A 19,700-nucleotide genomic window follows, 5' to 3' on the forward strand; every position below is an offset into this window, starting at 1 on the left:
TGACCAGGCCGTGACGGACGCTGCCGGAGTGACCCTGGCTAAGGACGCGCTCGCGGAAGGCGAGCACCTCGGAGTTTCGGATTACCACATCGAACTCGGTGAACCGCATCATATCGATGTCACGGACACGGCCGCGTATGTCGTCGTCCCGGTGACCCTCGGTTTCAACGTTCGGGGCGCGCCGGTCCTGCAAACCGGCGCGGTCTTCACCGTGGCACTGCACAAGGTCGACGCCGAGTGGTTGTTGACGGCCTGGGCGTGGGCTAAAGGCCAAGTGCAACAACCTCACTGACACCGCCCGGCAGGGATGACCGGGTCGGCTGGTCCGTCGTTGTCGGTGCGCATCCTTATCGTTGGGCGTATGACCGACATCGGGCCCCTAGCCGCCTCCACCCGGGCCACCTTCGGCTCGCCCGGTGTGCACGCGGTTGTTCGGCGGGGGCGCACCGTGCACGCAGTCAGCCTCGGCCAATGGGTCGAGGGGGAGGAAGTGCCGGAACTGTTGTGCCACACCGGGATCTCCGGGTGGGACCCCACCGCGTTGGAGCCGACTCGCGCGGACGTCACGTGCGCGCGGTGTCTGCGCCGCCTCGGCGGGATCGCGCCGTCACGGCAGATCCCGCTGTTCGGTGAGGAGTCCTGGGGCGGGTAGATCACCGCTCACGAGATGGGTCGCGGGTGCAGCGATGAATTTCGGGAGGGCGCGGCGTCGAATCCTGTGGGTAGACCTAGAGACAGGAGATCGGGATGACGAGGCCGTTTCGGTTCGGGGTGGTGGCGCCGCTCAGGAGTGATGTCAAGGCTTGGCGGGAGCAGGCGAGGCGGGTCGCGGCGAATGGGTATTCGACGCTGCTGATGCCGGACTTTCCGCAGATGCAGCCGGCGCCCGCGCCGATGTTGGCGACGGTGGCGGCGGAGACCGAGTTGCGGGTGGGGACTTGGGTTTACGCGTCGCCGTTGCGGTCGGCGTGGTTGACCGCGTGGGAGGCGCATTCGCTGACGCTGGTCACCGAGGGGCGCTTCGAGATGGGGATCGGTGTCGGGCGGCCGGGGATCGCGGAGGAGCTGGCGGGGAAGGGGGTCGAGGGCGTGCCGTCGCCGGGGCAACGGTTGGGGGAAATGCGGGAGGCGGTGCGGATGCTGCGGGAATTGGATGGGTCCGAGCGGCATACGCCGGTAGCGATGGCCGTGTTCGGGCCGAAGGCTCGGGCATTGGCCGCAGAGATGGCGGATACCGTCACGTTCGCGTTGGGAACTCAGTCTCGAGGGGAGGTCCAGAAGCTGGCAGAGGAGTTCCGCACCGCCGACGGGCCCGAGCTGGCGCTGGCCGTGCCGGTGGTCGGGGATACCGTCGCGCCGCATATGGCGCCCCCCACCACCGACACCGCCGCGTGGCATGCGGCCGACGCGATGGCCGCGCTGCCGGATGACCCGGCCGCAGCGATCGAGGAGATCCAGCGGCGGCGGGAGGAGATCGGGTTCTCCTACTTCGTGTTCGGCGCCCACGTCGCGGACAAGTTCGCTCCGGTCGTGGCCGCACTCGCGGGGCGTTAGGCGGGGCGCGGCCGATCCCCGGCAGGCCAGATGTTCCAGCCCGGGCCGCGGCTGCGCACCATCCGCTGGACGGCGGATTCATAGTGCCGCTTGGCATTACAGTCGTCCGCGCACGCCCGGTGGCGGTCGAGCCCGGCCTTCGCCTCGACGAGAGTCGCCGGAGGGAGGTGGGGTGCGCGGTGGCGGTCACCGGTCACGCGGGACACGATTCGACTCCGTTCGGGTGGCCGGGAACTGAATGACTTTGGCGGACTGCCGCCGCTCGGACGCGACCCGGATGATCTGACTCGCCGCCATCTTCCGCTCACACAGCGCCGTGAGGCAGTCACGATGCAGGACAATCGATTCCATGGCTTCCGCGGAGTTCATCGTCGGCTCGTCGTCGCCGACGTCGCAGTCCTCCAATCGGTCGTAGGAGTCCACGGCGAATTCACCTCCCGCCGCGCGCGCATTCCTTTCCGCCCCCGGCGGTGACGGCCGCGGGGTCTATTTCCATACCGACCGGAATTTCTCAAATCCTCTATGAGGCAGACGATGAGGATGATCGCGGCGGTCACGGTCAAGGACATCAAAACCCAAGCATCCCAAGGCATTACGGCTCCTAGTTGCTTCCGGTGAATGTTCGGTACGTCAAGGATGCACCCAAAAGGATTGCGGCGATACGTGCATGGACAACGTTGCGCCGAATAAAATAGAAGTGCGATCCGCACGTGTGCGTAAGGAACATTCCCCAGATAGCGAGGCTAAACAAATGGCCGGTTTGACGGTCTCTCGCATGGATTTCGGCAATTTCATGAAGTCGGTGCGATCCAAGGCTCCTCGGACAGCCCTGTCGGCTGCGGCGGCACATCTAGAGGTCACCAGGTTCGTTCTGATGCGGATGGAGGAGGGCTCCCCGACCAAACTCACGAAGCCCCAGGTCAAGGATCTGCTCGAGTACTATCGGGCGGCACCTGCGGACCGGGTCGAGGCGCTCAGGCTGCTGGACGAGGTCCGCGCCCAGGACAGCGCCGCCAAAGCGCAAGGGAACTCGAAGGGCTTCTGGAAGGCCTACACCGATCAGGTGGCGCCGAACTTCGAGAAGTTCCTCCGGCTCGAGGGCGTGGCGGATGTGGTCATCGTGCATCAGCCGGTGATCGTCCCGGGCATCTTGCAGTCACCCAACTATCGGCGGGCGATCATCCACGTCACCGAACCCAGCCTGTCCGCGGTGGACACCGAACGGCGAATCGAACTGACCGCCAAACGGCAAGCCCGCTTGAACGAATCCGGATTCCGGTTGGAAGCGTTCATCTCCGAGGCGGTCCTGCGGAACCGGCCAGGATCTCCGGATGTCATGGTGGAGCAAATGCGTTGGCTCGCGGACGCCAGTACCCGTGACAACGTCGAGCTTCGATTGATTCCGTTCGCGGTAGGTCCGCACCCGGGCCTGATCATGCAGGCGTTCATGCTGCTCGAAATCCCCAAGGGCACAAGCGGTATGGCCCTGCCGCCGGTCGTATTCGCCGAAGGAGCCATTGGCAGTGTCTTCCACGAACACGACGAGGAGGTCAACGAATATCGGAGGGCGATCGACGGTCTGCGAGCGGTAGCGTTGTCACCACATGACACCAGGGATCTGGTGGTCCGAACCGCAAAGGAGTACGCGGCATGAACAAGCCGGTCATGGGCGAATGGTACAAGTCGAGCTTCTCCGATTCCGGCAAGCAATGCGTCGAGGTTCGGCACGACGCAGCGGTCACGCTGGTGCGCGATACGAAGGACGGCGGCCTCGGGCCGATCCTGGAGTTTCCCGCGGCCGTGTGGTCCGACTTCATCGACAGCGGCATCTGGAGTCGCTGACAATCTCTGCGAACAGCGAAGCCCCCGTGTGGATTTTCCGACGGGGGCTTCGTGGCCTCGAGCCGACCTCACACCAGGCGATCAGGCGGATTCATCGAGCAGGTGTACATCGCCCGCCGACACCTCCGGCCCCCGTCACGGCTTCCCGGCGGGTACAGTCTCGTCCTGCTCGGCTGAGGTGGCCGTGTGAAGGCGTTGACGGGGGAAGTGTGCGGACGAAGTTGATCGGCGTGATCGTGGCTGGTCTCGCGGCCGGTGTGGTCAGTGGTTGCTCGGACTCGGACAGTTCGCCGACGGGAATGTTCGACCCGTGCAAGGAAATCCGGAAGAGCGCACTTCGCGGCGCGGGATACGACCCGGAGACCAAGAAGGACGTACCGACGATCGGCGACTATTCGGTGAAGTGCCGTTTCACCTCGTTCAGCGGTCATGAGACCTTGTCTCTCGAACATCCCAGCGCAGCCGCTCCCATCCGAACCTATGAGGGATACCTGGCCTCAGCCCAGTCCGCGGTCAAGAGCCCGGGCGGGCAGGCGCCGACCGTCACCAAGATCAACGGCCGCGACGCGTTCTACGGGCCGCAAACCATACTGGGATGCACGGTCAGCCTCCGCACCGCCACAGGCGTCATGAGCGTCGAGGTCTCCTACGCCGACGGAAACACCTGCGTCAGCGCACAAAACGCCGCGACCATCTTCGAACCCGCCATCGGCGGCCGCTGACCTGCCGGAACGCACCGCGGTCTCGTTCGTGGTGGGCTCGGCCTCCTGCTCGGTGCCCGTCATCATCGCGGGCGACGACCAGCCCGGAATCGAGCGACGCCGTCAGTACAGCGCGGACATCCAGATGTTGTAGAGCACGTCGACGACCAGCTTCGGATCTGTTCGCGGTGGTCGACCCAACGCCTGGGTCACATAGCGTTCGTCCATCCAGACCAGCGCGCGGGCCGTCTCGACGGCGTCGAGATCCGAGCGGATACGGCCTTCGGCTTGATCATCGGTGATGCGCTTGGCGGTGGCGTCGATGAAGCGCTGAACGAGTCCGTGGTAGGCGGCCTGGACCTTCTCGTCGCTGCCGGCGGCATCGGACAGCGCACTCAATACCGCGCCGTGCTCGAGGTAGACCTCGGTCAGTCCCTCGAACGCGGACCGGGCATCGTTGGCCAGGTCGGTCCCCGTGAGCCAGCGGTCGAGCACCCCGGAGATTTCCTGTCCGAGCTCGTCGGCGATGCGCAGCGCCAGATCGTGCCGGTCGCGAAAGTGCACGTAGAACGCGGGACGCTTGAGTCCGGTCAGACTCATTACCGAGTCGACGGTCATCTCGCGAAACGGCCGCTCGCTCAAGAACTTCTTCGCGGCCTCGAGGATCTCGCGTTCCGACTCTTTGGGATCGTGCTTCGGGCGTCTGCTCATCGTGTTTCCACTACATCATGAGCCCTGATGACTTCGCGAGGCTGCCCTCGACCGTGTCGGCCCGGTGCAGGGCTCGGTAGGCGTAGTAGTACATGGTCATCTGGAATCCCCAGGTGGCGAGCGCGCCGATATAGAACAGCGTGTGGTTCTCGTCGTCGCCGGGGAGGTGATAGAAGTCGTAGATCGCGGCGATGAGGAAACCCGCGGCGGTAGCGGCGATTACGCCGATCGCCTGTCCTCGCTCGCCGATGTCCCACAGCCGCCGTGCGAAGTACAGCAGGAACACGGACGTGGCCACATTCACCACCACATAGAACGTCGCGCCCGCGACGCCGAGGCGGTCGGCGAATATCGACAGGTACAAACCCGCGACAGTCGCGAGCGCGAAGACTCCGACATCGGTCGGCAGCGAAGGCTTGTAGCGATGGGTCACCCTCATCAACCCCAGGACGAGGATCAGCGTGATTCCGACCGACCGGGAGAAGGCATCGAAGAAGAGTGCGATGTGGTACATCGGGCTGGTCCGATGAGCGCCGGTCAACGCGAAGACGAAGAAGTTCGTGCCGGACGTCGCGACGATGACCCATTCGAGGCCCAGCAGATAGTTCTGGTAATTCCGAATGAACTTCCAGCCGAAGGTGAATCCGGCGGCGACCATCCAGAGGTCGGCGAGTAGGAGCAGTGAGTTCTTGATATCCATGGTGATCTCTTGTGTGTGAGGGACTGCGGGCCGCCGGATTCAGTGGCGTGCCAGCCGATCGGCCAGGCGGTCTCCGAGCCACCCCAGTTCCAGCGCCGGTCCGCTGACGAAGCTGGGCCAGAATCCGCCTCGGCCGTGCCAGATGGTTTCGAGGTCCTCGGGCATGGAATCGCCGCGGAGGCGACCCGCCAACAGGTGGCCGACGTACTGAGCTTGTGCGAACCCGTGCCCGTTGCACGCCAGCGAATACAGCACATTGGGTGAAGCCGCCCCGGCCACCGGCAGCCAGCTGGAGCTCATGCCGATCCAGCCGCCCCAAGCCCGTTGCGGCGCAATATCGTGCAGTCCGGGAAAGCGTTCACGGAAACCACGGACCAGATCGTCGACGACGCGCGCCGAGGGGGTCCGGGTGGGCAATGAACCGCTGGCCGTCTCCAACCGCCGGGTCCCGAAAACGATCGAATTCCGAGGCGTGACGCGGTAGCTCTCCAGAATCATGTGCGCGGTCACCAGGGGAGCGCGGCTGGTCCAGCCGATCTCGTCCAGGCGCTCCGGGGCGATCGGCTCGGTCTCGACCAGCGACGTCCACACGGGGGAGACCAACCGGCGCGGCGTGATCGCGAGGTCCTGACCATAGGCATTGGTCGTGAGCAGCGCTCGTTCGGCGACCACCCGGCCGTGCGCGGATTCGATGATGACCCGTTCGCCGCTGTCGGCGACGCTCCGCACGCGGGTGTGCTCGAAAACCCGTGCCCCCGAAGCGATGACCGCACCGCGCAGGCCGCCCGCATACTTGGCCGGATTCAAGGTTCCGCCGACGCCTTCCCGCATGCCGCCGAGGAAGCCCTCCGGCAGACCCGCGTCCGGCCCGTCGACGAACTCGGCAGACGACCCGGCCTCGGCCATGATCTTCGCGTTGCGACGAGCTTTGCGCAGCTGGCTCCTGGAGACCGCGGCCTGCACGATTCCCGCCTTCTCGAAATCGCAGTCGATGGCACGGTGCGCGATGGCGTCCTGCGTGAATTCGACTGCGGCTTCGGCGAACTGGAACAGTGCGCGGACCTTGCTGCGGCGGAACAACAAGGCCAGCAGCGCCGGGTCGGCGGCGATCGAATTGGTGATATAGCCGGCATTGCGCGAACTGGGGCCCCAGCCGCAGGTCTCGGCCTCGAGCAGCACGACATCGGCGCCGGACTCGGCGAGCCGCAGTGCCGCGGTCATCCCGCCGACACCACCTCCGATGACGGCGACATCGCAGGTGATGTGGTCGGCGAGCGCGGGCAGGGCGGTGATCGACGGTGCGGCCCAGCCGGTTTCGGTCAGCAGTTCCATGTCCCTCACCGCCCGCCCTGTGCGGCCGGCTCGGCCTTCCGCGACGTCACCGCTGTGCTCGGCGAGACCAGTGCTTCGACGACCTCGTGGGCCAGTGACCCGCCGGTCCGGGCGAGCATCCGGTAGAAGCGCTCCGGATCGGCCCAGTCCTCGGGCGCCAGCACGCCGGACAGGCCGTCCAGCTCCTCGACGGCCAGCACCATGAAGGCCGCTGTCGCCGAACCGGTCGCGGAGGCCATGTCGGTCCAGGCGGTCCCGGGTCCGCTGACCGGTACCCGGCGGATCGACACCACCGGTTCGCCGTCCCGAGTGCCGGTCACGCGCACGTAGTTCGTCCCGCGGAACTCGGGGTGTTTGCCTGCCGCCGCGGTCGCCAGGTACTTCAGCACCTCGGCCGCACCGATCTCGCCGCGGCGAATCGTGCCCCACAGCCCCGACAGCGCGTGCCGCCACACCCGCGGCGAGCCCGTCTTGTCCGTCATCACATCGTTGACGAAGTCGATGGCCTGGTCCATCGAGATCTTGCCCTGCTGCACCGCCACGGCGATGCCGCGCATGATGCCGTTCACCGGCGGCGGATCGAGCGCTCCGAGCACGCGAATCCGATCGGCGCCGGGCCACCGCCGCGGCATCGTCACCGACTCCGGATGCGCGCATTCGTAGAGCCGGTAGGAGTCGCCGAGCGAATTGCCCAACGAGAACACATCCGTTTCGAGGAAGGTCTGGTGTGTCACCGAGCGTCCCTGCTCCCAGGTGTGACAGGGCCCGGCATAGCCGCGAATCGCATGATCGAGCACCGCGCGGCCGTAGGGGACCGGTCCCTCGTCGCCGGTCACCCAGCACACGTCGATGCGTTCGACGGCGTCCATATCGCGCGCCGCGTCGGCGGCCATCACATTGGTCAGACCCGGCGACGCACCGCAGCCGACGAAGATCGCCACGCCCGCCTGCTTCGCCCGGGCATCGAGTTCCATTGCGGTGAGGGTGCTTTCCTCGTCGTCGTCGAGGTCGAGATAGGGCACTTTCTCCTCGATGCAGGCCCGCATCACCGGCTCGGCGGTCCGGTTGTACGGTCCCGCGCCGAGCACCACGAGGGTGGCGCCCGATATGGCCGCCCGAAGAGCGGCTCCGTCGAAGAGGTCGAACGAGCCGACCCGCACATCGGCGAACGGCAAGGTGGTGGCGAACTCCTCGAGGACGTCCGGCCGGATGTCGTACAACTCCAATTTCCAGTCGTCGTTCCCGGCCGTCCTGGCGAAGCGATCGATCGCCACGCGACACATGTCACCGGCTGCGCCGATGAAGACGATTCTCTTTGCTGTGGTCATGGTCACAGGCTAGAACTGTAGTTACATGATGTCAATGACACCGCGTAATTTAACCTCGCATTGACATTCGGCCGGCGTTTCCGCTGTTCGAAGCGTTGGTCAGGGCCGTGTGCGCAGGCTCGCCAGGACGGCTCTGCCTGCCTGCTCGCCGGATTCGGCCGCGTCGGCGAGCGAGGGGAGTTCGAGTTGGTAGTCGCCGGCGAGGTAGATGTTGCCGAGCGGGGCGCGCAGGGCGGGCAGCGATGATTTCCGGCCGGCAGCCCAGAACGGCACGACCCGGTGGTGGCGGCGCACGATGCCCTCGCCGAGCTTTCCCTCGAGCTCGGGAAACACCGTGATCAGGTCCTCGGTGAAGCGCGCTACGACTTCCTGATCGGAGAGCGCGAACAAGGCGTCGGCGTGCGCGCCGCCGGCGAAACACGCTAGTGCGCCACCGGGTTTGCGGTCGTCGCCGGTGCGCATGGCCGCGGCGTGATTGAACATCGCCTGGAACGAGAGCTGCGGTGTCGAGACGCCGAAGTACTTGTCCCAGCGTTGCGGGCCGACCTCGTCGGTGAAGAATCCGACGACCAGGTAGCGGCCGTAGGCGATGTCGCCGAAGGCGTTTCGGTAGGTGCGGGGGAGATCCGGGATGATCTGGTCGGCGATGTCGGCGGGTGTGGTCACGATGGCGCGCCGGGCTCGGAGTCGCGCCGGACGATCGCCGTCGAGGTAGTCCACGATGACGTCGTCGCCGTCCTGCCGGACCGATCGCACCGTCGTGTTCAACCGGATCCGGTCGCCGAGCTCCTCGGCCAGCACGTCGGTCAAAGTCTGGTTGCCGCCCACCGGCAGTGAGAAGTTCGGAACCTTCTCCGGGTCGGTCAAGGCGATGCCCACCGAGGTGACGAACTGGGTCGCGGCGGTCTCTCCCACCTCGCAACCCATCCACTGCGCCGACCACGATCGGACGATCTCGGCGGCCAGCTCGGACCGGACGCCCTTCAGTAGATACGACGCGGGCTTGGCGTCCAGCTCGCCGCGCACCCGACGTGCGATGCGGCTCTGCGACTCCAGGAACGGGGTGACCGCCAGGATGCGCGCGCCGACGACGGCCAGACCGATCCGGTCGGTCCAGGACATCCGGGTCCGGAACATGAGGGCGATCGGGTTCGAGGTGTCGACCATTCCGCCGTTGAGATACAGCGCGACGCTCTTGCCCGCCAGCGATCCCCGCTCGATGCCGTGCCGGTCGAGGGCGTCGATCAGCGCGCCCGTGCCCTCGGTGAACTGGGTGCCGACATTGATCCAGTAGTCGCCCTGCCGGGCGGTTTCGACCCGGCCACCGGTGCGATCGCTGGATTCGAGCACCACCACGCCGGTGTCGCGCGCCAGCGTGGTCGCGGCCGTCAACCCTGCGATTCCGGCGCCGACGACTACGACCTGGACGGTTTCCTCCGGTGTTTCGTGCGTGGTCATGGGAACTCCTGAATGGGAAAGTCAAACTCGATTCGAATTCGACTTTACGACCCGGTGTGATCCCCGTCAATCGCCGGTGCCGAATCAGGCCAGGACGTCGGCCAGGAAGGCGACCTGGTCGGCAGCTGCCCGGCGCTGCCACGGACCGTCATAGACGTCGAAATGGTCCACCGGGTATTCGCGGACCCTTGCCCGTCGCCCGACCTTCGCCGCGACGCGGCGGGCGGCCGCGGGCGGCGCGACGCTGTCGTTCGTGCCGATCTGGATCAAGATGGGGCACGTGATCCGTCCCGCGAAGCCGATGGGCCGGTTCAGCCCGACCTCCAGTGCCGCGCGGGCGCACACCTCGTTGCGCCAGGTCGGCCCCGCCACGGGGACGACCGCCTCCACCGCGCCCGGACTGGTCATGACGGCCGCCGATCCGGGCGCACCCACGATCGGCAGATGATGCGGTGACCGGCCGATGGCGGCACGGCCGAGGTCGAGCAGCCCGTGCCCGGTCAAGCGGGCGAGCGGGCCGACACCGCCGCGGTGCGCCAGGTGAGCGAGGGTCGCGGCTCCGTCCATGGCCGGCGTGATCGCGGTGATCGCGGCGATGCGCCGATCCTGTGCCGCGACCGCGACGGCGTGCCCGCCGGAGTACGAGGTCCCCCACAGGACGATGCGGTCGGGATCGACGCCGGGCAACCGCCGGGCGGCGGAGATGGCGGCGTGATAGTCCTCGCGCTGCCGCCGGTACGAAACGGCCTGCCGCGGACTGCCTTCGGAGTCCCCGAAGCCGCGATAGTCGAAGACCAGGACGTCGTATCCGGCGGCGGCGAGCGGTTCCGCGTACCCCAGCAGCCCGGTGTCGCGGGTGCCGCCGAAGCCGTGCGCCATGACCACGCAGGCCCGTCCGGGCAGTGCCCCCTTCCCGGTGAGATGCCATGCCGCGCAGCGGGTTCCGTGGCTGTAGAAGGTGATGTTCTTCATCGCCGACCACCCGTCGCCATCGCGAGCTCGGAGGTCCCGGACGCGGATGGGTTCGCGGGCGTGAAGCGCAGGGCGGCGTCCTGGACCGGTCCTTCGCGCAGACGCTCGGCGTCGAGTTCGTAGGCCATCGCCGCCGACCACGGGCCGCTCGTCCCCGCCCGCGGGAAGGCGTCGATTCCGCGCCGCACATACCCGGAGCTCAGGTCGTCCACCAGCGGCACGCGCGGCATGTCCGGATCGGCGGCCGATGGCGTCACGGTGTGAAAACCGTTGGCGTCCATGTGGTCGAGCAGGCGGCAGAAGTGTTCGCTGACCAGATCGGCCTTCAGTGTCCAGGAGATATTGGTGTAGCCGATCACGAACGCCAGGTTCGGCACCTCGGACAGCATCATGGACTTGTAGACCGTCGCGGCGGGCAGATCGACCGTGCGCCCGTCGACCTCGAGGTGGATCCGTCCCAGCGGCGACATGGTGAAACCCGTTGCGGTGACGATGACGTCGGCGTCCAGATGCTGCCCGGATTCCAGGTCGATCCCGGTCCGGGTGAAGCGTGTGATCCGATCGGTGACCACCGAGGCGCGTCCGCTCGCGATCGTCTTGAACAGGTCGCCGTCGGGCACCATGCACAAGCGCTGGTCCCACGGGTTGTAGCGGGGCGTGAAGTGGGTGTCCACATCGAAATGCGCGGGCAACTGCCGCCGCACCAGACCGATCAGCAGCCGGCGGGCCGTTCGCGGAGCCCGCTTGCACGCCTTGTGGATGCCGCGCGTCATCGCGATGTTCTTGCGCCGGATCAGTGTCGCGGCGCGCTCGTGGCCGAACAGCCTGTTCAGCACATTGGCGATGACGTCCTCGGCGGGCATCGAGAACACGTAGCTCGGCGAGCGCTGCAACATGGTCACGTGGGCGGTGCGGCCCGCGAGGGCGGGGATGAGGGTGACCGCGGTCGCGCCGCTGCCGATCACGACGACTCGCTTACCGGTGCAGTCCAGTTGCTGCGGCCAGTGCTGCGGGTGCACGATCGGGCCCTCGAAATCCTCGGCCCCGGCGAAATCGGGGGTGTAACCGGCCCGGTGGTCGTAGATGCCGGTGCCGAGGAAGAGGAATCGCGCGACGAAGCGCACCTGCCGGCCGTCTCCCTGTTCGGCGAGCACGGTCCAGCGCCCGGTCGCGGAGTCGAATCGCGCCTCGATCACCCGATGGCCCAGTCGAATGTGTTCGGACAGGCCGTTTTCGGTGACGGTGTCGCGCAGGTAGTCCAGGATCAGGTGCCCGTCCGCGATCGACTGGCGATGGGTCCACGGCTTGAAACCGAAGCCGTAGGTGGGCATATCCGAATCCGAGCGAATGCCGGGGTAGCGGAACAGGCTCCAGGTGCCGCCGACCGAATCGCGCGCCTCGAGTATCGCGAAGGTGGTGCCGGGGCGACGCGTGGCGAGGTGACAGGCGGCGCTGATGCCGGATACACCGGCGCCGATGATCAGGACATCGACAGCGGTGGCGCTGGTGTTGCGGGATCTTCTGGTCACGTGAGGTCTCCTGATCGAGGGGTGTGATCTGGTTCACGTTAGGGCGGTGATCTCGGCATGGGTATGTCCGTGCGACCGCACTTTGACCACGAATATGTGCTGCGGCACACTTGCCCGTATGAGCAGTCCGACCCCGGCGCCCGAACTCGTTGAACTCATGGGCCGAGTCGCCGAACTGATGCTGGACGACCTCGACGCGGTGGTCGCCGAGATGGACGCCGCGGAGATCGAACTGACACCCATGGTCGGCGCGGACGCGGCGCTGGTGGCCGACATGTCCGCCAGCAATCGGGCCAATGCCGCCCGGCTGCTGACCATCTTCACCCGCCGGGAGGCTCAGCTCTCCGACATCGATGTCCCGCCCGAAGCGCTCGACGTGGCCAGGACGGTCGCCCGGCGCGGCCTGGATCTCGACGTCATCTTCCAGTCCTATCGGCGCGGGCAGAACATCGCCTGGCGGCACTATCTGACCCACGCCACCCGCATCGCCGGAACGGGCCCGCTGCTGGTGCCGCTGCTCGAACTGTCCGCGCAACGCATGTTCGCCTATGTCGATCAGGTTGTCGCACGGGTCATCTCGGTCGCGCAGCGGGAGCGGGAGGAGATCCTCGGCGGGGCGCTGGCGCGGCGCGCGGAGGTCATCCGCCTGCTGCTCGACGGCGCGCCGATCGACAGCCGCCGCGCTGGCGAACGGCTCGGCTACGACCTGTCCCGATCCCATATCGCGCTGGTGCTGTGGTCCACTCCGGCCGGTGAGGTGCAGGGGGCGCTGGAGTCGGCGGCCACGCTGCTGGCGCGAGCGGCCGGGCGGAGGCCGCTGCTGACTCTCGCGGCGGGCAGTTCCGCGCTGTGGGCGTGGATGAGCGGCGACACCCTGCCCGCGATCGACGAGCTGCGGGGGTCGCTGATCGCGGCCCATCCCGGGATCCGGGTGGCGGTCGGCCCGCCGCGTCCGGGCATCGAGGGATTCCGGCGCTCGCACGAGGCCGCGCTGGGGATGCACAATCTGCTCGCCGGTCAGCCCGACGCCGCCCGCATCACCCTCTACCGCGATCTGGAGGTCACCGCGCTGGCCGCGCAGAACCCTTCCCGCGCTGCCGAATTCGTCGCCGATACGCTCGGTCCGCTGGCGCAGGACACGCCCGCGGCCGCGCGGTTGCGTGAGACGCTGCGGGTGTTCCTGGAGGAAGCCGAGAACGCCCCGCGGGCCGCGGCACGGCTGCACACTCATCGCAACACGGTGTTGCAGCGGGTCGCCCGCGCCACGGAACTGCTCGGTCACCGGCCCGGCGAACGGAGGCTGGCCGTCGAACTCGCCCTGGAGATCGCCCATCGGCTCGGCGCTCGCGCACTGTCCGGCGGTGCCGGCTAGCGGCACGGGACGCAGGGGAGGCAGGCCGGACTTTGTTACGATCTCGAATCGTGTTCGACAATCGCCCGACGTCACGGACGTCCACCCGCCCCGCTCCGGTGCAACGCCGCGGCGTGGAGCGCGTGCAGGCGATTCTCGACGCCGCCGAGGCCTTGCTCGCCGAGCAGGGCTACCAGGCCGCCACCCTCAAGGCGATGGGTGAGCGGGCCGGCATCCCGATCGCCTCGGTCTACCACTACTTCGCCGACCGCGGTCAGGTCGAAGCCGAACTCGCGCAACGACATCTGCGTGAGCTCGACGCCCGGGTCGGCGCGATGCTGGAGGCCGCGCCCGCCACGCTGGCCGAGATCTGCGACGCGATCGTCGACGTGTATCTCGGCTACTTCCGCGAGCATCCGAGTTTCGCCGTGCTCTGGTACGCGGGGCGCAGTTCGCCGCTCGGTGAGCTGGCGAGCAGCTTCGACGTGTCGCAGGCGACGCGGCTGTGGCGGTACCTGGTGGACCGGGGGCTGATCCGGTCCGACACACCGGCATTCGTCGTGGAGCTCGCGTTCGAGGCCGGTGACCGGATCTTCGATGTCGCCTTTCGTAAGTCTCCGACCGGCGACGATGTCACGCTCGAACAGGCGCGGCGATTGGTCTCCGTCTATCTGGGATCGTTCGCCCCCGAGAACTGAAGCGGACGGGCGGCCGAGATCCGGTCCTTGCTGTTCTGCAGCGCGCGATAGCCGAAGTAGTACACGACCATCTGACAGGACCACGTGGTGAGAGCCAGGATGTAGAAGATCGTGTGGTGCTCGTCGTCGCCGGGGATGCGATAGAAGTCGTACATTCCGGCGATCGTGCCTGCCGCGATCGACACCGCCGCCACGGCGATCGAATGACCGCGCTCTCCGATATTCCACAGTCGCCAGGCGAAATAGAACAGGAACAGCGTGGTCAGGGCGTTCATCACGACGTAGAAGACGGCTCCGGCCAGGCCGAGCTCCTCGGCGAAGGCCGACATGACCAGTCCGCCCACGATGGCCAGCCCGAAGACGCTGATGTCCACCGCGAGTGAGGGTTTGAACCCGTGGGTCACCTTCATCAAGCCCAGCACGAGAATCAGTGTGATTCCGATCGAACGGGAGAACGCGTCGAAGAAGAAGGCGAGGTGGAACATGGGACTGGTCTCGTTCGCGCCGACCAGCCCGTAGACGAGGAAATTGGTGCCCGAACTCGCGACGATGATCCATTCGAGGCCGAGCAGGTAATTGCCGTAGTTCCGAATGAACCTCCACCCCAGGGTGAATCCGGCGACGATCATGAACAGATCGGCGAGTGCGTACAGTGCGGTTTTGAGATCCATGATCAAACCTTGTGTCGGGGTCGATATCTGACGTTCGGGGAATGGGCGATCAGTGCGAGACGACGAAGATCTCGTCGCGGGGCGTGCCGACCCGTTCGAGGGCCTTGTAGAACCGCTCCGGCTCCGCCCACTCCTCGGGCGTGAATACGCCCGCGCGGCTGTCGTTCTGGTCGTCGAGCGCCACCACCATGAAGGCCGCGCAGGCGGTTCCGGTCGCGGCGGCCATATTGGTGAACAGGTAGGTGCCGTCGCCGCTGACCGAGGTACGGCGGCCGATCACCGCGGGCAGGCCGTCGCGCAGGCCGGTCACCTCGACCTTCAGGGCGGTCTTGTGCGGGAAGGTGTGGCCGATCGCTGACAGGGCGAGGAATTTGATCAGCTCGGTGCGTGTCGCCTCCCCGGTGCGCACCAGGTTCCGCATTCCGGACAGGGCGTTGCGCCAGCCCTTCAGGCTGCCGAACTTGTTGGTCATCAGGGCTTCCAGGAAGTCGATGGCCTTCGACATAGGCATCCGCCCCCGCTGCACCGCCAGGCCGACGCCGCGCACCAGGCCGTTGTAGGGCGCCGGGTCCAGCCCGCCGAAACAGCGAATGTTCTTGGCGTCCGGGTACTTTCGTGGCAGGGTCACCGGTTCGGGGTGTGCCGTCTCGTGCACCAGGGTCAGCCCCAGGCCGGCGCCCAGCTCGGTCCAGCGGGTCTCCACCCAGGACTGGTGCAGCACCGGGCCGCCGTGCTCCCAGGTGACGCAGGGGCCAGCGGCGACGCGCAGCATGTGGTCGAGCACTGCGCGGCCGATCGATCCGCGTTCGTCGCCGACCACCCAGTACACGTCGATGTTGTCGACCCGGTCGAGTTCGGCGGCCGCGTCGGCGACCAGCACATTGGTGATGCCGGGGGACGCGCCGCAGCCGATGTACATCGGCACCCCGGCGGCCCGGGCGTCGTCGTGCAGGGACAGCGCGTGCAGGGTGCTCTCGATGTCGTCGTCGAAATCGAGGTAGGGCACCTCGGCCCGCAGGCACGCCTCCATCACGGGTCCGGCGGTGCGGTTGTACGGACCCGCGCCGAGCACCACGAGCGCGGCTCCCTCGATCGCGTCTCGAAGTCCTCGCTGGTCGTAGAGGTCGAGCCGCCCGGCGGTCGCCAGGCCGGGCGGCAGCCGCCGGACCAGCTCGTCGAGCAGGTCGGGACGGATGTCGTACAGGGCCAGCGTCCAGTCCCCATCGGCGACGGCGAAGCGTTCGATGGCGAGCCGGCACATCTCCCCGGCTGCCCCGATGAAGACGATTCGTTTGGTTCCCATGGATATCTCCTGTGGGTAGAGGGGCCACACGTGGGCCAGATTTCTCGTACTCGATTCGAGTTCGAGTTAGAGCAGGATAGTGCCGGATGTGACCTAGGCGCTACCCGTTCCTCGAGACTGTGCGGCCGCACAGGATCCATAGCAACCCGTGAGCCGCTGCACATGGCATATGCCGCGTCGGACCCGCAGTATCGACTTCGACAGTGACCGGGGTCATAGCGCTCCGATGTCAGGGATGAATCGAGAGAGGTGCCGATCGTGTACGACTACGTCGTCGTGGGCGCGGGGTCCGCCGGATCCGTGCTGGCCAGCAGATTGTCCGAGGATCCGACGGTGACCGTCGCCCTGATCGAGGCCGGGCCGACCGACACCGCCGAGGAGATCCATCTGCCGATCGCCTTCCCGTCCCTGTTCAAGGGCGCCTTGGACTGGGACTTCGACTCCGAACCCGAAGCGGGACTGCACTTCCGCCGGGCCTACCTGCCGCGCGGGCGCGTGCTCGGCGGGTCCAGCTCCATGAACGCGATGATCTACATTCGCGGGGCGCGCGCCGATTTCGACGCCTGGGCCGCCGGCGGCGCGGATGGCTGGAGCTACGACGAGGTGCTGCCGTACTTCCTGAAGGCCGAGGACAACGAGCGTGGCAAGGACACCTATCACGGCGCCGGTGGCCCACTCTCGGTCAGCGACAGCCGCTCGGAACATCCACTGGCGGAAGCGTTTCTGCTCGCCGCGGAACAGGCCGGGCACCGGCGCAACGACGATTTCAACGGCGCCACCCAGCTGGGCGTCGGACGCTATCAGCTGACGCAGCGCAATGGCATGCGCTGTAGTGCGGCGGTCGCCTACCTGCATCCGGCCGCGGACCGTCCCAACCTGACCGTGCTCACCGATGCGCTCGTGCATCGGGTCGTGGTCGAGGACGGCCGCGCCACCGGCGTGGTGGTGGGGCGCGGCGCCGGCACGGAGGTCATCGCGGCGCGCCGGGAAGTCGTGCTGAGCGCCGGTGCGTACGGATCGGCCCAGTTGCTGCTGCTGTCGGGCATCGGCCCGGCCGAGCAGTCGGCGGCGTTCGGATTCGATGTGGTCCGAGACCTTCCGGTCGGCCAGGGCATGCAGGACCACCTGTCGGTGTTCCTCAACTACCGCACCGATCGCGAATCCCTGATGACCGCGCTCACGCCGGAGAATCTCGGCCTGTTGCAGTCGGCGGGCCGCGGGCCGCTGACCTCCAATATCGGTGAGGCCGGTGGATTCGTGCAGACCCGAACCGGATTGGCGGGCCCCGACATCCAGTTCCACATGGCCCCGGTGCTCTTCCACGGCGAAGGCATGGGCGTCGCGTCCGAGCACGGCTTCGCCTTCGGCCCGTGCCTGGTCGGCCCCGAGAGTCGCGGCACGCTCACCCTGCGCTCCGCGTCCCCGACGACCGCACCCCGCATCCACCACAACTACCTCGCCACCGAGGCGGATCGCGCCGCGCTGATCGCGGGCCTGCGCGCGGCCCTCGACATCGCCGCGCAGCCCGCCCTGCGCGAGCTCACCACGGGCGAATTCCTCACCCCGGCAGGCGATTCCGACGCCGAGCTGCTCGATTTCGCGGCGCGCACCGCGCAGACCCTCTACCACCCGACCTCGACCTGCGCCATCGGCGCCGTCGTGGACCCGCGGCTGCGGGTGCTCGGCGTGGACGGTCTGCGGGTGGCCGACGCGTCGGTGATGCCGTCGGTGGTCCGCGGCAATACCAACGCCGCCACCATCATGATCGCCGAGAAGGCCGCGGCCATGATCGGCGAGGACTCCGCCTCCGAGGGAGGCCACGCGTGAACCCCGCGGTGACCGGCACAGCCGACACGACCGTCACCGCCCTGCGGAACGGCGAGATCCAATGGGCGCGTACCGCGTTGTCCGCCCGGCGCGTGCTGCTCGAACAGATCCACGCCAATACCGCCAGGTTCGCGCAGGAATGGGTCGACACCGCGGCCCGCATCAAACAGCTGCCCGAGGATTCCCCACTGCTCGGCGAGGAGTGGGTCAGCGGCCCCTACTCGCTGCTCACCGCGACCACCGCGCTGGCGGAATCACTGCTGGCGCTGGAGCAGGGCCACAGTCCGATCGACGGCTACCCCACACACGCGGCGCCCGGTGATCGCACGGCCGTCGCGGTGTTCCCGCACGGCCTGTTCGACGCGTTGCTGCTCAACGGTTTTCACGCCGAGGTCTGGACCCGACCGGGCGTCGACGCCGAAACGGTGCGGGCCCGTGCGGGTCTGGGGCAGCGCACCCCGACCGCCACCGGCGGCATCGGCGTCGTGCTCGGCGCGGGCAATATCTTCTCCATCGCCCCGCTCGACGTGCTGTACCAGCTCTACGCCTACAACCGGGTGGTGGCGCTGAAGCTCAACCCGCTCACCGATCCGCTGCTGCCGGTCTTCCAGAAGATCTTCGCCCCGCTGGTCGAGCGCGGCTTCCTGCGAATCGTCACCGGCGGACCGGAGATCGGGTCGGCGCTGGTACACCATCCGGGTGTGGGCGCGGTGCACATGACCGGCAGCGCGGTCACCCACGACGCCATCGTGTTCGGCTCCGGGGCCGAGGGCGCGCGCAATCGCCTGGCCGGCACCCCGAGGCTGGACAAACCCATCACCAGCGAATTGGGCGGCGTCTCACCGGCGATCGTGGTGCCGGGCCGTTGGTCGGACGCCGACCTGCGCTACCAGGCCGAGCACGTCGCGACCCAGCGGTTGCATAACAACGGCTACAACTGCGTCGCCGCGCAGGTGGTGGTGATCCCCGCCGACTGGCCGCAGAAGGACCGATTCCTCGACGAACTGCGGGCCGCGATCGAACGCGCGCCGCAGCGGCCCGCCTACTATCCGGGCTCGCCGGAACGGGTGGCGGACGCGTGCGCCACGTATCCCTGGGCGCAGCGGATCGGTGCGCGAGTCCTCATCGAGGGCATCACGCCCGATCGTGGTGAACCGCTGCTGCACACCGAGTACTTCGCACCGGTGCTCGGCGTACTCGAACTGCCTGGCGCCGCGGCCGAATTCCTGGATCGTGCGGTCCAGGTCTGCAACGAGGAGATCGAGGGCACGCTCGGGGTGAATCTCATCGCCCACCCCGCGACCATCCGCGCGCTGGGAGACCGATTCGACGGCGCGGTCGCCGCGCTCCGGTACGGGACCGTCGCGATCAATGCCTGGACCGGCCTGGGCTACCTCACCGCCCGCGCCACCTGGGGGGCGTTCCCGGGGCACACCCTCGCCGATATCCAGAGCGGAATCGGCGTGGTGCACAACGGATTGCTCATCGAGGACCCGGAACGCACCGTCGTGCGCGGTCCCTTCCGTCCGGCCCCGCGGTCGCTGCTCCACGGTGAGTTCACATTGTCCCCGAAGCCGCCCTGGTTCGTCACCAACCGTACCGGCGCCACGACGCTGCGACGCCTGACCGGCTTCGCGCACAGACCCGGATTCGCCGCCCTGCCGGGGATTTTCGCCTCCGCCCTGCGTGGCTGACCACCGGCACGCCGACCACGAAGCAAGAG

General features: G+C 67.5%; 20 protein-coding genes. 10 read left to right on the forward strand and 10 right to left on the reverse strand.

From position 1 onward, the window contains the following. The first annotated feature begins 28 nt into the window (after nt 1-28). The 3 genes from ACQP06_RS11010 to ACQP06_RS11020 all read left to right on the forward strand — a co-directional run bounded on the left by ACQP06_RS11010 (nt 29) and on the right by ACQP06_RS11020 (nt 1,554). The gene (locus tag ACQP06_RS11010; protein ID WP_433672118.1) at nt 29-292 is read left to right on the forward strand and encodes a hypothetical protein; all 264 of its coding nucleotides are present in this window, start codon (nt 29-31) and stop codon (nt 290-292) included. A 69-nt stretch (nt 293-361) separates the two neighbouring features. Further along, nucleotides 362-652, forward strand: coding sequence for a hypothetical protein (locus ACQP06_RS11015; protein ID WP_433672119.1), 291 nt, complete (start codon nt 362-364; stop codon nt 650-652). Nucleotides 653-747: 95 nt separating this feature from the next. Further along, complete coding sequence (locus ACQP06_RS11020) at nt 748-1,554, forward strand: LLM class flavin-dependent oxidoreductase (protein WP_433672120.1); 807 nt, start codon at nt 748-750, stop codon at nt 1,552-1,554. A 186-nt stretch (nt 1,555-1,740) separates the two neighbouring features. On the opposite strand, the gene ACQP06_RS11025 is transcribed toward ACQP06_RS11020, so the two are convergent. Then, complete coding sequence (locus tag ACQP06_RS11025; RefSeq protein WP_379278371.1) at nt 1,741-1,977, reverse strand: hypothetical protein; 237 nt, start codon at nt 1,975-1,977, stop codon at nt 1,741-1,743. A gap of 244 nt (nt 1,978-2,221) precedes the next feature. Between ACQP06_RS11025 and ACQP06_RS11030 the strand changes: the two genes are divergently transcribed. The 3 genes from ACQP06_RS11030 (at nt 2,222) to ACQP06_RS11040 (ending at nt 4,118) form a co-directional block, all read left to right on the forward strand. Continuing rightward, nucleotides 2,222-3,208, forward strand: coding sequence for a DUF5753 domain-containing protein (locus ACQP06_RS11030; protein ID WP_433672121.1), 987 nt, complete (start codon nt 2,222-2,224; stop codon nt 3,206-3,208). Further along, nucleotides 3,205-3,396 (forward strand): DUF397 domain-containing protein, encoded by a 192-nt coding sequence (locus ACQP06_RS11035; protein WP_379278369.1) that lies wholly within the window; start codon nt 3,205-3,207, stop codon nt 3,394-3,396. Before ACQP06_RS11030 ends, ACQP06_RS11035 begins: the two co-directional genes overlap by 4 nt. Before the next feature lie 221 nt (nt 3,397-3,617). Next, entirely contained in the window at nt 3,618-4,118 is a 501-nt protein-coding gene (locus ACQP06_RS11040) for a hypothetical protein (protein ID WP_433672122.1), read from the forward strand. Between the two features lie 102 nt (nt 4,119-4,220). Here the strand turns inward: ACQP06_RS11040 and ACQP06_RS11045 are convergent, their stop codons facing one another. From ACQP06_RS11045 to ACQP06_RS11075, 7 genes are all read right to left on the reverse strand, one after another. After that, nucleotides 4,221-4,808: a TetR/AcrR family transcriptional regulator gene (locus tag ACQP06_RS11045; RefSeq protein WP_433672123.1), complete on the reverse strand. Its 588-nt coding sequence runs from the start codon at nt 4,806-4,808 to the stop codon at nt 4,221-4,223. 10 nt (nt 4,809-4,818) lie between these two features. Continuing rightward, entirely contained in the window at nt 4,819-5,508 is a 690-nt protein-coding gene (locus ACQP06_RS11050; RefSeq protein ID WP_433672124.1) for a transporter, read from the reverse strand. 39 nt (nt 5,509-5,547) lie between these two features. Then, entirely contained in the window at nt 5,548-6,840 is a 1,293-nt protein-coding gene (locus tag ACQP06_RS11055) for an NAD(P)/FAD-dependent oxidoreductase (protein WP_433672125.1), read from the reverse strand. Between the two features lie 5 nt (nt 6,841-6,845). Continuing rightward, the gene (locus ACQP06_RS11060; RefSeq protein ID WP_433672126.1) at nt 6,846-8,168 is read right to left on the reverse strand and encodes a saccharopine dehydrogenase family protein; all 1,323 of its coding nucleotides are present in this window, start codon (nt 8,166-8,168) and stop codon (nt 6,846-6,848) included. Nucleotides 8,169-8,267: 99 nt separating this feature from the next. Next, nucleotides 8,268-9,626, reverse strand: a complete 1,359-nt coding sequence (locus ACQP06_RS11065; RefSeq protein ID WP_433672127.1) for a flavin monoamine oxidase family protein — start codon at nt 9,624-9,626, stop codon at nt 8,268-8,270. 84 nt (nt 9,627-9,710) lie between these two features. Beyond that, on the reverse strand, nt 9,711-10,598 hold the full coding sequence (locus ACQP06_RS11070; RefSeq protein WP_433672128.1) for an alpha/beta hydrolase: 888 nt from the start codon (nt 10,596-10,598) through the stop codon (nt 9,711-9,713). After that, a complete protein-coding gene (locus ACQP06_RS11075) occupies nt 10,595-12,127 on the reverse strand; it encodes a flavin-containing monooxygenase (protein WP_433672129.1) in 1,533 nt (510 codons plus the stop codon). The genes ACQP06_RS11070 and ACQP06_RS11075 overlap by 4 nt, the downstream gene beginning before the upstream one ends. A gap of 118 nt (nt 12,128-12,245) precedes the next feature. Between ACQP06_RS11075 and ACQP06_RS11080 the strand changes: the two genes are divergently transcribed. Together ACQP06_RS11080 and ACQP06_RS11085 are read left to right on the forward strand one after the other, a co-directional pair. Next, nucleotides 12,246-13,499 (forward strand): PucR family transcriptional regulator, encoded by a 1,254-nt coding sequence (locus tag ACQP06_RS11080; RefSeq protein ID WP_433672130.1) that lies wholly within the window; start codon nt 12,246-12,248, stop codon nt 13,497-13,499. A 50-nt stretch (nt 13,500-13,549) separates the two neighbouring features. Further along, nucleotides 13,550-14,176 carry a TetR/AcrR family transcriptional regulator gene (locus tag ACQP06_RS11085; protein ID WP_433672131.1) on the forward strand — a complete coding sequence of 209 codons (627 nt, stop codon included), beginning with the start codon at nt 13,550-13,552 and terminating at the stop codon, nt 14,174-14,176. Here the strand turns inward: ACQP06_RS11085 and ACQP06_RS11090 are convergent. Both ACQP06_RS11090 and ACQP06_RS11095 read right to left on the reverse strand, forming a co-directional pair. After that, the gene (locus tag ACQP06_RS11090; RefSeq protein ID WP_433672132.1) at nt 14,146-14,847 is read right to left on the reverse strand and encodes a transporter; all 702 of its coding nucleotides are present in this window, start codon (nt 14,845-14,847) and stop codon (nt 14,146-14,148) included. The genes ACQP06_RS11085 and ACQP06_RS11090 overlap by 31 nt on opposite strands. Before the next feature lie 49 nt (nt 14,848-14,896). Next, nucleotides 14,897-16,150, reverse strand: coding sequence for a saccharopine dehydrogenase family protein (locus tag ACQP06_RS11095; RefSeq protein WP_433672133.1), 1,254 nt, complete (start codon nt 16,148-16,150; stop codon nt 14,897-14,899). A gap of 258 nt (nt 16,151-16,408) precedes the next feature. Here ACQP06_RS11095 and ACQP06_RS11100 point away from each other — a divergent pair, with 258 nt between their 5' ends. Both ACQP06_RS11100 and ACQP06_RS11105 read left to right on the forward strand, forming a co-directional pair. Continuing rightward, nucleotides 16,409-17,977, forward strand: coding sequence for a GMC family oxidoreductase (locus tag ACQP06_RS11100; RefSeq protein ID WP_433672134.1), 1,569 nt, complete (start codon nt 16,409-16,411; stop codon nt 17,975-17,977). Further along, nucleotides 17,974-19,671, forward strand: coding sequence for an aldehyde dehydrogenase family protein (locus tag ACQP06_RS11105; protein ID WP_433672135.1), 1,698 nt, complete (start codon nt 17,974-17,976; stop codon nt 19,669-19,671). The genes ACQP06_RS11100 and ACQP06_RS11105 overlap by 4 nt, the downstream gene beginning before the upstream one ends. Nucleotides 19,672-19,700: the final 29 nt, after the last annotated feature.

It is taken from the genome of Nocardia sp. CA-136227, from assembly GCF_050955695.1.
Lineage (GTDB): Bacteria > Actinomycetota > Actinomycetes > Mycobacteriales > Mycobacteriaceae > Nocardia.